At 44.0% G+C, this 11,930-nt stretch carries 10 protein-coding genes; 7 read left to right on the top strand and 3 right to left on the bottom strand.

Annotation, left to right across the window (positions count from 1 at the left end; translation table 11 throughout):
• Positions 1–91 precede the first annotated feature (91 nt).
• Positions 92–1,105, bottom strand: coding sequence for an NAD-dependent epimerase/dehydratase family protein (locus F597_RS0101670; RefSeq protein ID WP_019537972.1), 1,014 nt, complete (start codon positions 1,103–1,105; stop codon positions 92–94).
• Positions 1,106–1,343: 238 nt separating this feature from the next.
• On the opposite strand from F597_RS0101670, the gene rnr reads away from it, so the two are divergent.
• The 3 genes from rnr to ruvB are packed head-to-tail and all read left to right on the top strand — an operon-like array spanning position 1,344 to position 5,469.
• The gene (gene rnr / locus F597_RS0101665) at positions 1,344–3,488 is read left to right on the top strand and encodes a ribonuclease R (RefSeq protein ID WP_019537971.1); all 2,145 of its coding nucleotides are present in this window, start codon (positions 1,344–1,346) and stop codon (positions 3,486–3,488) included.
• Positions 3,489–3,502: 14 nt separating this feature from the next.
• Positions 3,503–4,423, top strand: coding sequence for a tRNA epoxyqueuosine(34) reductase QueG (gene queG / locus F597_RS0101660; RefSeq protein ID WP_044059964.1), 921 nt, complete (start codon positions 3,503–3,505; stop codon positions 4,421–4,423).
• 20 nt (positions 4,424–4,443) lie between these two features.
• Entirely contained in the window at positions 4,444–5,469 is a 1,026-nt protein-coding gene (gene ruvB / locus F597_RS0101655; protein WP_026327010.1) for a Holliday junction branch migration DNA helicase RuvB, read from the top strand.
• A gap of 115 nt (positions 5,470–5,584) precedes the next feature.
• On the opposite strand, the gene F597_RS0101650 is transcribed toward ruvB, so the two are convergent.
• Together F597_RS0101650 and F597_RS0101645 are read right to left on the bottom strand one after the other, a co-directional pair.
• Positions 5,585–6,961 (bottom strand): DUF4270 domain-containing protein, encoded by a 1,377-nt coding sequence (locus tag F597_RS0101650; RefSeq protein WP_157278878.1) that lies wholly within the window; start codon positions 6,959–6,961, stop codon positions 5,585–5,587.
• A 146-nt stretch (positions 6,962–7,107) separates the two neighbouring features.
• Positions 7,108–7,926: a glycogen/starch synthase gene (locus F597_RS0101645; protein ID WP_019537967.1), complete on the bottom strand. Its 819-nt coding sequence runs from the start codon at positions 7,924–7,926 to the stop codon at positions 7,108–7,110.
• A 197-nt stretch (positions 7,927–8,123) separates the two neighbouring features.
• On the opposite strand from F597_RS0101645, the gene panC reads away from it, so the two are divergent.
• From panC to F597_RS0101625, 4 genes are all read left to right on the top strand, one after another.
• Positions 8,124–8,966, top strand: a complete 843-nt coding sequence (gene panC, locus F597_RS0101640; protein ID WP_019537966.1) for a pantoate--beta-alanine ligase — start codon at positions 8,124–8,126, stop codon at positions 8,964–8,966.
• Positions 8,967–8,972: 6 nt separating this feature from the next.
• Positions 8,973–9,323, top strand: coding sequence for an aspartate 1-decarboxylase (panD, locus tag F597_RS0101635; RefSeq protein ID WP_019537965.1), 351 nt, complete (start codon positions 8,973–8,975; stop codon positions 9,321–9,323).
• A gap of 66 nt (positions 9,324–9,389) precedes the next feature.
• Positions 9,390–10,712, top strand: coding sequence for an MATE family efflux transporter (locus F597_RS0101630; RefSeq protein ID WP_026327009.1), 1,323 nt, complete (start codon positions 9,390–9,392; stop codon positions 10,710–10,712).
• Positions 10,713–10,845: 133 nt separating this feature from the next.
• Positions 10,846–11,913 carry a hypothetical protein gene (locus F597_RS0101625; protein WP_019537963.1) on the top strand — a complete coding sequence of 356 codons (1,068 nt, stop codon included), beginning with the start codon at positions 10,846–10,848 and terminating at the stop codon, positions 11,911–11,913.
• Positions 11,914–11,930 lie beyond the last annotated feature (17 nt).

Below are 11,930 nucleotides of genomic sequence, written 5' to 3'. Positions count from 1 at the left end.
TTCAAAATTTAAGATTATGAAATTTTCACTTCTCAACTTCCGACTTCTTTTTTAATCATCATATCATTAAATTGTTAAATCATCACATCAATCAGAGCCATCCCTCTTTCCGATACCACTCAATCGTTTTCTCAACCCCCTCTTTCAATCTGTATGCCGGCTGAAAACCGATATCTTCTTTCAATGGAGCAATCTCACAAGCCCAGTTGCGTTGTTTCATAATCCTATACTTATCGCTGTTAAAAGTAGTCGCTTTACCAAAAATAGCAGCGGTTTTTTCACTTATAAATGCTGCGGACTTTACCAGAAAGAGCGGGACTTTTAACCTCAATACATTTTTTTTATGCAATACATCCCGTACAATGGCGTTGAATTCACTATCAGTATACATATCTCCGTCGGAGACGAGATACTCTTTTCTTCGAATCCCTTTTTCAATCAGGGAGAAAACTATATTTACCAGATCTTCGATATAGATAAACGAGAGGAGTTGTTTTTTATAACCTGCTCCCACGTCTAATCCACTTTTTACCGCTCTCATCAGGATAAGATAATCCCTGTCGCGGGGGCCGTAGACACCGGTAGGGCGTAGAATCAGGTAAGGAAATCCGTCGATACTCTTCAGCCAGTTTTCGGCTTTCAGTTTGCTCTTCCCGTAAGCTGTATTGGGGGTGGGAGTCTTATCGGCACACATGGGAGTATACCCAACTTCATCCCCGGGCCCCATGGCTCCGAGGGAGCTCATAAATACAAAAGAATCGGGAACATTATCCGTCTCTATCAGTGCTTCTACGAAATTTTTGGTATATTCCCAATTTACTTTATCGAAATCCGATTTGCGGCGTGCCTTTGTCAGTCCCGCAATATGTATGATATTATCGAAACGTCCATACTCATTTGTAAAATTCCGGAGTTGTTCCTTCAACTTCGTTTTATCGCCATAGTGCAGGTCGATAAAACGAATATGTTCGTCCTGCAGATACTGCCGGCTACTGCTCTTCCGTATTCCGGCCCAAGTTTCATATCCCAGTTCCAGCGCCTTGTCAACAACGGTACTTCCTATAAATCCGCTGGCACCGGTGATGAGTATCTTTCTTTTTTGCATACTATCTCCCTTATCTTTTATACAAAAATAGCGATTACTTCAGGATTTGAAAATGAAGAAACGATTTAATTTTGTTTTATCGTATGTAATATTTATGAGATAAGTTCACACGCACAAGGATATGATTAAAATGTCTTGATTCTTGGCTCTTGGCTCTGTTTTCTATGAAATATTTTATTACTTTGTATTTAACTAAAATGCGTTTGAATTGTTTAAGTAAAAACCGACGTAATAAATTATGAGCAAAAAAACAACATCTATACCTTCCGTTAATAAACCCAAAAAAAAGGAATTGATCCCTTTAGTGACCAATTTTCTCAACCAGAATAATGATAAACAGTTTAATTATAAACAAATAGCTGCTGCGCTGGATATTCGTGGAGAAGAGGGCCGACGTGTGCTGATCAGTGTACTCGACAAGCTGCGCGATGAAGATGTGCTTCTAGAGACATCCCGTGGCAGATACCGTATCAACAACCGGGGATTGATGTTGGAAGGACGTTTTGAACGACGGAGCAACGGTAAGAATTTCTTTGTGCCGGACGATGACGGAAATATTATTTATATACCCGAACGCAACAGTAAGCATGCGATGAATGGCGACAGGGTTCGCGTGCAACTGTTGGCAAAGCGGAAACGTGCAGATACAGAAGGAACAGTAGTAGAGATACTGGAACGTGCCCAGAGCCGTTTTGTGGGAATACTGGAAGTGCAGAAACACTTCGCTTTTTTAGTGATGGATAGTAAGTTCCTGTCGAACGATATTTTTATTCCAAAAGAGGATCTTAACGGTGCCAGGAATGGCGACAAAGTGCTGGTGGAAATTACCGAATGGCCTGCAAAAGCCAATAATCCGGTGGGAAAAGTGATTGATGTCCTGGGTAAGCCGGGACATAACGATACTGAGATGCATGCCATTCTTGCGCAGTATGATCTGCCCTACAGCTATCCTGAAAAGGTCGAGAAATTTGCTGATCTGATCCCTGAAGAGATAGATAAAGAGGAGATTGCCAGGCGGGAAGACTTTCGTGATGTATTCACCATCACTATCGACCCGAAAGATGCCAAAGATTTCGATGATGCCCTTTCCCTTCGCAAAGTCTCGTCCAACCAGTGGGAGGTGGGAGTACATATTGCCGATGTGACCCATTATGTGAAACCGGGTGACCTGATCGACCGGGAGGCGGAAAACCGGGCGACCTCCATCTATCTTGTCGACAGGACGATCCCCATGCTGCCGGAGCGGTTGAGCAACGGAATATGTTCATTACGCCCTTATGAAGAGAAATTGTGTTTTTCGGTTATCTTCACGCTCAACGATAAGGCGGAGATAAAAAAATCACGTATCGTACGGACTGTGATCAAGTCGGACAGCCGGCTTACCTATGAAGATGCACAGGCGGTGATCGAAACCGGAAAGGGTGATTTCTCGGCAGAGATACTTCAATTGCATCATCTTGCCAGGCAGTTACGTGAGAGGCGGTTTGCCAATGGTGCTATCAATTTTGAGCGATATGAGGTAAAGTTTAATCTCGATGAGAAAGGAAAACCGCTGGGAGTATATTTCAAGGAGTCGAAGGAAGCCAATCATTTGATTGAGGAGTTTATGTTGCTGGCCAATAAAAACGTGGCCGAGTCTATCAGCATAGTACCCAAAGGGAAGAAACCCAAAACTTTTGTCTATCGCATACACGATGTGCCTGATCCGGAAAAACTGGATACATTCAATACATTTATCCTGCGCTTCGGACATAAGATAAAATCCGACGGCTCAAAAGTGGAGGTGGCAAAAAGTATCAACTCCCTGTTGGATAAGGTACAGGGACGTCCGGAGGAGAACCTGATCGAGACCATCGCGATCCGTACTATGTCCAAAGCAATCTATTCCACCAAGAATGTAGGACATTACGGTCTGGCGTTCGATTATTATACCCATTTTACTTCTCCCATCCGGAGATATCCCGATATGCTGGTGCACCGTCTGCTGGAACGTTATCTGGAGGGAGGACAAAGTGTAGATCAGGGGCCGCTGGAAGAAGAATGCAAGCACTGTTCACAGATGGAGCAGGTAGCAGCCAACGCCGAGCGGGATTCTATCAAATACAAGCAGGTGGAATTCATGGCCGATAAGATCGGTAAAGTGTACGATGGCGTAGTCTCCGGTGTGACAGAATGGGGGATTTATGTGGAGATCAATGAGAATAAGTGTGAGGGTATGATCCCTATCCGCGAGTTGGATGACGATTTCTATGAACTGGATGAAAAGAATTTCCGGTTAGTCGGCCGGCGTACCAGAAGAGAGTATCGTCTCGGCCAACCTGTTTCCATTCAGGTGGCAAGAGCCAATCTCGACAGGAAGCAGCTTGATTTTACGCTCGCTTGAGTTCTTTCCTTTTTATGACATTTTCTGAAGAGATCAAACAATATGCGTTATCGCTGGGTTTTGATGCCTGCGGTATCTGCCGCGCTACCGATAGCGGGGAAAAGGAGCGGTATATGCAGTGGCTGGCAGAAAACGGCAATGCGGGTATGGAGTACATGGCCCGCAATATCGACAAAAGGCTTGATCCCATATTACTGGTGGACGGTGCCAAATCCATTATTTCGGTAGCATTGAACTATTATCCACACGAGAAACTGCCCGAAGAGGTGCCGCAATTTGCTTATTATGCTTATGGGAAAGACTATCATGATGTGGTACGTGGAAAATTGAGCGGATTGTTTGAATTTATAAAATCCCGATATCCAGATGTTACAGGGCGCTATTTCTCTGATTCGGCTCCGGTATTGGAACGTTTTTGGGCGGCACAGGCAGGATTGGGATTTATCGGGAAAAATACGTTGCTCATCATTCCCGGTAAGGGGTCTTATTTTTTCCTCGGCGAACTTATTATCGATATGGAGTTGGATTATGATTCTCCTGCCTCACAAAATTGCGGGAAGTGCCGCCGTTGCCTGGATGCCTGCCCTACCGGCGCCATAGAGAGACCCCATTATCTCAATGCAAATAAATGTATTTCGTATCAGACCATTGAGAATAAGGGAGAGATCTCTTCTGACATAGCTCCTTTGTTAAGCAATAATGTGTATGGCTGCGATATTTGTCAGAAAGTGTGTCCATGGAACCGGTACTCCAGGCCACATAGTACTCCTGAATTTATGCCGTTGGATGAATTTTTATCGCTCGATCTGAAAAAACTAATTGAGATGGATGAGGAGGATTATCGCCGGATATTCCGTAAATCAGCCGTGAAAAGGGCCAAATTCTCCGGATTAAAACGGAATGTGGCTGCAATTTCCAAAACTCCCGATAAATAGTTATTTTTGCAATAACAATGATGGAAGATACTTTTGATATACATAGTAACCGCAATTTCAGGGAGACCGAGCGTGAATTTGAGAATAGTTTGCGTCCATTGACCTTTGGCGATTTCAAGGGACAGGGAAAGATCGTGGAGAACCTGAAAATATTTGTCAGCGCAGCCCGTTTGCGTGGCGAGTCGCTCGATCATGTGTTGTTGCACGGCCCTCCCGGTTTAGGTAAAACAACCCTTTCGAATATTATCGCCAATGAGTTGAGTGTGGGATTCAGGGTGACATCCGGCCCGGTACTCGATAAGCCGGGTGATCTGGCCGGAGTGCTTACCTCGCTGGAGCAGAATGATGTGCTTTTTATAGATGAAATTCATCGGCTTTCACCAGTAGTGGAGGAGTATCTTTACAGTGCTATGGAAGATTACCGGATCGATATTCTGATCGATAAAGGTCCCAGTGCACGCTCTATCCAAATAGATCTGAATCCTTTTACACTTGTGGGAGCTACTACCCGCAGCGGTTTGCTGACCAGCCCGTTAAGGGCCCGTTTTGGGATTAATATGCACCTTGAGTATTACGATCTGGAAACCCTTACCGGGATCGTCCTGCGGTCGGCTGATCTGTTGCAGGTTAGCTGTGATAGCCAGGCAGCGTTAGAGATTGCTTCCCGAAGCAGGGGGACACCCCGTGTGGCTAACGCACTATTACGGCGGGTACGTGATTTTGCCCAGATAAAAGGTAATGGGAAAATAGACAGGCAGATATCGTCTTATGCACTGGAAGCACTTAATATCGATAGATATGGACTGGATGAGGTAGACAATAAAATTTTACTGACTATCATTGATAAGTTCAAAGGGGGACCGGTAGGTATTACTACGATTGCTACGGCTGTGGGAGATGATGCCGGCACGATCGAAGAGGTATATGAGCCGTTCCTTATCAAAGAAGGATTTATTAAACGTACCCCACGAGGCAGGGAAGCAACCGATCTGGCATACCGACATCTGGGACGAAAAAAAGGAGAGGAACAGGGACTTTTATTTTAATGTCCCAATCGCAACGAAGTGAATACCTTGTAAGACCGGATGAGACAAACAACGTTCAACGGAGTGAAGCGTAGTTAAATATGCCAATGTGCCAATAAAAATAAAACGGCTCGTTTTAGAAATTACTGAAAATCATATCCAGCTTCAGATTCCCTTTGCGTTTATCCAATCTGGCTGCTGTCGGCCACATGCGGTGGTTAATTGAGATTGGAGTTGTTGTTGCATATCCGTAGCTATCGGTCGCGAAAGTGACATCCACAGGAATCAGGTAATAAACCAGATCAAAGGGTTCCCCCTTGTGCTTCTCATTATAGTGGTTTACCATCGTGGAGATATTGCCGAAGCTGTAAGAGTAGGTGGAAGAGTCAAAACCACTCAACGTCAGGAAACTGGTTACATTGTCGATGAGCTTTCTGTTTTCAAAAAATCCCGCCAACGAATCTTTATTTATCAGTAGCAGGTAGTCCGGAGGGCTCAATTTCACCATAGTGTCCTCATCGGGCTCAGGCATGGCATATACAGTAAAATTTGCCAGATTCAGGGCCTGTGACTTCAATTTCTCATTCATCTCCGAGAAGGGAAATGTGACCTCGGTCATTACCCCGGCAGGACTTTTGACATACGCATAGTCAGGATTCTCTTCCAGTAATTGGTCGTTTTTGTTTTGAATATGGTTGATCTGGGTGACCTCAGGAGTGATGTTCAGGCGCATGGCGCTTGTACGGACAGTATCCTCATTCGTTGAGGAGCCGCCTTTGTCCAGATACTGATAATGTACCATAAGAGAGGTAAGGCTCACACTGATGATAGTACTTTTTCCAAAAGTGGTGGTAAAATACAATCCCGGGAAGAATTTTCTGAATTCATCCACATTCACCAGTTGTCCATGCCCATCCTTCTTATATTCGGCAAGAAATTTTTCACCGAGAGCGTTGGGAAGCATCGCATTGATTTCATACACCCTGACGGAGGTTCCCGAACTAGTGGTTTCTGTTCTGTAGGTTGAATTCTTTCCGGTAAATGTTTGTGTGCCCAGAGGCGCCGACATATCGGCATACTCTGTGGGATCGGCATGAGAATAATTATTTATTCCTTTCAGCGATTTTGTCACCTCATATACAGACAACCCCATCGGCGACAATGAATCTCCCATCATCGTGGTGTAAGCGAGCTGCACTCTCACCGAGTCAATGGAAGCACCGTCATGGAATTGTGCCCCTTCGGGAAAATAGAACTCTCCGATATATTCGGACTTAATAGTACCGAAAACAGGATCGGTATATTCGCCCAATACAGGATATTGTATTTTGGAAAATATGGAATCTATCTGAACGGTGCGTGCCTGTAACTCCAGTGTATCTGTGCCTATCGCAAGACGATCTTGGTCGGGTTGTATGGTAAATCCTATCGGATCAAGATTGTCGTTACACGAAATGGCGGACAGGGCGATAACGGCAATAACAAGTGCTCGGCACAGGAATTTGAATTTCATTCGTTCAATCAAGTTTGTTTTCAATGACGCAAATATCTGAAAAAAATGTGGCAAATAAAAACCGTCGAAACGCTTTCTTTTTATTTTTAAAGATATTTGTATATAGATGCGGTAAAAAAATAAATTCATTAGGGATTTTAACCGGATCAGCTGTCAATTTCCTCGTAGAATGCGTCGATCTCTTCCACTCTTTTGTCAAAATCAGAATGGTAAGGCAGGAACTTCACTCCTTTCTCCTGAATGTATTGGATGATTTCGGGATTTACCTTTTCACTGCCTTGAACAACACCATCAGAGAAATCGATAGCCAGTTTCATTAGATTTGTGTAATCAATTAAACCCCGTTCTTTTATTTTTTCGATTTCGGGATCGCCAATCCCGTCAAACCGGAGCTTTTCTGCAAAACCATTCTGGAAAGCTTTGTCAAAAGATTCGTCATACAGGGAGTAAATCACTTTTGCACCTTTGAAGCAGGGATCGTCGGCATATCCTTTCTTGATATAAAGAGGAGCCAATGCACTGAACCATCCGTGACAGTGGATAATATCGGGGACCCAACGCAACTTCTTGATGGTTTCCATTACCCCGCGGATAAAAAAAATGCTCCGTTCGTCGTTGTCGTCATATTCCAGTCCTTTCGCATCGATGAGTGTTTCGCGGTTCTGGAAATAATCATCGTTATCAATGAAATAGACCTGCATCCGGGCCGACTGGATGGAGGCCACCTTTATAATGAGGGAATGGTCGGTGTCATCAATGATGAGATTCATTCCCGAGAGGCGGATCACCTCATGAAGTTGATTACGGCGTTCGTTGATGTTCCCGTACTTAGGCATAAAAGCACGTATCTCTTTACCCTTCTCCTGTATGGCCTGGGGCAGATAACGTGAAGTATTTGAAATATTAGTCTCTTCGAGATAAGGATAAATTTCCTGTGAAACGTACAAAACTTTTTTCTGGGACATGTAGCTAATTATCTAAATTTGAGTACAAAGATAATAAAAAAAATCCACATAAATACAAAATAAAAATGCATCTATTTTGTAATCAGCTTATATAGAGCTGTGTAACATCTTTTTGCTTTCTGTTATATGGAGAATTGGCACGGTTTTTTTCTGTATGTGGCAAATATTTTGTTGCTTTGCACTGTAAAATCAGATCAATGAGAGTTATTCATACTATAGCAGAGCTGAAGGAACTGCTTCAACAGCACCGGCAGGAGGGGAAAACCATTGGTTTTGTGCCTACCATGGGTGCGCTTCACAAGGGACATATCACCTTGGTGGAACGTTGTGTAGCGGAAAATGATATCTGCGTGGTAAGTATTTTTGTCAATCCCACGCAATTCAACAACCATGAAGACCTGAGGCTTTATCCCCGTACTCCTGAAGAAGATTATGAACTGCTGAGAAGTACCGGAACTGATGTTGTGTTTGCCCCTTCGGTGGAAGAGATATATCCCGGGCCGGATATCCGGATCTTTGATTTTGGCCTGCTCGACAAAGTGATGGAGGGTGCCTTCCGTCCCGGTCACTTCAATGGTGTGGCTCAGGTAGTAAGTAAACTTTTTGCTTTTGTGGAGCCTCATAAAGCCTATTTCGGTGAAAAGGACTTCCAGCAATTAGCTATTGTCAGGGAGATGGTTAAGCAGCAGGAGCTACCCGTGGAGATCGTGGGAGTCCCTACTGTCAGGGAACAGAACGGTTTAGCTATGAGTAGCCGTAATCAGCGGCTGTCGGTAGAACAGAGGGAGCATGCTTCGGAAATACACCGTATCATGCGGGAGAGTACCCTGTTAACCGAAGAACAATCGCCGGATCAGATCATTCACTTCGTAACCGGATCAATAAACAATGTGCCTGACTTACGTGTTGAATACTTCGGGATTGTTGATGGGGATTCATTACAACCGGTCTCTACCTGGCAGGATTCCGGAAATATTGTGGGAGCAATTGCCGTCTATTGCGGTGATGTGCGCCTGATTGATAATATAAGATACAGATAAGCATATATGTGGTTAGAAATATTGAAATCCAAAATACATAGGGCAACGGTAACCGATGCCAATTTGAATTATGAGGGAAGCATTACGATCGATGAAGATCTGATTGATGCGGCCAACATGATCGTACATGAAAAAGTGGCGGTAGTGAATAATAATAACGGTGAGCGTTTTGAGACCTATGTGATCCGTGGTGAGCGCGGATCGGGAATTATTTGCCTGAACGGAGCTGCTGCCCGGAAAGTACAGAAAGGCGATGTGATCATCATCATGAGCTACGTGTTGCTGTCGCCCGAAGAGGCAAAAACGTTCCAGCCTGCAGTCATTAATCTTGACGGTAACAACCGGATAAAAAAATAATCCTGTCGATAATCATACATATCCGCCGGTTGCCAGAGCAATCGGCGGCTTTTTAGTTTAAAATAGGTGTATTCTAATAAGCACATCATCAAAATAAGTACGCCCATCCTGTTAAGTTTGCTTGCGCAAAACATCATTCAGGTGATTGACACCGCTTTTCTCGGTCGTGTAGGAGAAGTGGAACTGGGTGCATCAGCTTTGGCAGGGATCATTTATATCGCTTTATATACACTGGGTTTCGGATTCAGTATGGGGAGCCAGATCCTTATCGGGCGGAGAAATGGTGAGAAGAATTACAACAAGATAGGAGATATTGTTATTCAGGGAGCTATTTTCCTGCTTATCCCGGCTATATTGCTGATACCTCTGCTGCGCTACGGAGCTGTTCATTGGATACCGGCAATGTTTGAGTCGGCCGATGTTGCCGGGGCCGTAACGGAATATCTTGAATGGCGCGTTTTCGGTATTATTTTCGCCTTTGTCAATCTTATGTTCCGGGCGTTCTATATCGGCACCGCACGTACCAAAGTTCTTACTGTCAATGCTGTGGTGATGGCCGGGACGAATGTGATATTTGACTATGGTCTGATTTTCGGTAATCTGGGAATGCCCGAGTTGGGAATTGCCGGGGCAGCTATCGCATCGGTAATTGCAGAATTTGCTTCTACCGTTTTTCTGCTTGTTTATACACGCAAAACGGTTGATCTTGATAAATACGGTTTCAGGAAAATCAGGTTTCAATGGTCTGTAATTAAAAAAGTGCTGGATATTTCTGTCTTCATGATGGTGCAGTATCTTTTTTCCATTGTCACCTGGATGCTTTTCTTTGTGTTTATTGAGAATTATATGGGAGAAAGGCCTCTGGCGGTAACCAATATCGTGCGGAGTTTTTACACTATTCTTACAATCCCTTCGCAAGCATTAGGGGCCGTGGCGAGTACGCTGGTGAGCAATACCATCGGAGCGGACAAAAGAGATGAGGTGATCAATCTGATAAAACGAATAGCTTTTATAAGTCTGGGAGTAATGGTCTGCGTGATAGGTATTGTCTCTGCCTTTCCGAGGACGATGATCCGTATCTATACGGATGATCCCTCCCTTATCAATGATACCGTTTTGCCGTTTTATGTGCTTATCTCATCATTACCTATCTATAGTATGGGATCGGTACTGTTTAATTCCGTATCGGGCACAGGGAATACCCGTACCGCCCTTAAATTTGAGATTATCACATTGTTTTTTTATCTCTCATATATGTGGTTTGTCATTATTCACATGCGTTTTTCCGTAGCTGTGGCATGGACAACGGAACATGTGTATTGGCTCTTCTTACTTACGCTTTCGTTTATTTACCTGCGTAGCGGTAAATGGAAGGAAAGGAAGATTTAAATTTCTGAATTTATACTATCTTTACCATCGGAAAGGAGATAAGATGGCCCGGTGGGATGATCTGAATAAATTAATTACATCAATTAGTCAATAAGTCAGCATATATCGATACTATCGGTAAATCAATAAGGGTATGTGGAAAAGACTTGCCTTTGTAATATGTATATTATTTGTGATGTCCGCGTTACATGCGCAAGAGTACCGCTGGAAGGTGGGGCTTGACTATTTTTTCGATAATCAGGAATATGAGAAGTCTTCTTTCGCCGATCCGCAGACTTTACACGGGATATGGCTGAATACTCTGGGAGGTGTCACCTGGGATTCAACGCATACCATTTATGCAGGTATAAACCTGCTCAAGATTCCCGGAATGAAAAAAGCCGTCAATAAAACGGTTGTAGCGCTCTATTACCAATATAAAAAGCCAGGGATACTTTTACGGGCGGGAGCTTTTCCGCGAAAAGAGGTGCTATCTAACTATTCCGACCTCTTTTTCAGGGATTCGGTGAATTATTTTATGCCGCTTATGCAGGGTGTTTTTTTGCAGATAGGAAAGGACGATAACTTCTTTAATGCATGGATGGACTGGACCGGGCATGCGGCGGCGGATACCCGGGAAAGTTTTTATCTGGGTCTCTCGGGAAAAATCTCCGGAGGAATCTTCTTCGGCGATTTTCAGTCTTATCTTTTTCATTATGCAGGTACCTTTCCCGAAAATCCGGCCTATGGCGTAAGCGAACAAATACAGGGTATGGCATCGGTGGGGCTGGAATATGAGGCAGCAAACAGCTTTAAAGGATTATTGTCCGCCGGTATTTTTGCCGGATTCGAAAGGGATCGGGAAGCGGAAGAGAGTTATAAACCGGTAGGCTTTACCGCAAGGGCCGATGCCGAATTGTACGGGATCGGTACGGAGAACAGGTTGTATACCGGAGATGCACGGATGCGCTTATTCCCCGTATATGGCGGAAATCTCTATTGGGGCACCCCATTCCTGAGAGGTTCTACTTACCTCCAAAGCAAATGGTATATACGTCTGCTGGAGTCGCATCATGTCTCTGCACGGATCAACTGCAACCTTCATTTTTCAGAAGGACATGTATTGTTTCAGCAAGTGTTTTCCATTACGGCGAATATTGGTAATTTCTACAAACCTGCGAAGAAGAAAGTGGATTATCCCTGGATGGAGATCTTTCGCTAATCCCTTTTTTCCTTTGG

Origin of the sequence: Proteiniphilum acetatigenes DSM 18083, assembly GCF_000380985.1 — a bacterium.
GTDB lineage: Bacteria > Bacteroidota > Bacteroidia > Bacteroidales > Dysgonomonadaceae > Proteiniphilum > Proteiniphilum acetatigenes.
Note: the sequence above shows the minus strand (reverse complement) of the source record. Positions and strands in the feature narration are given on the sequence as shown.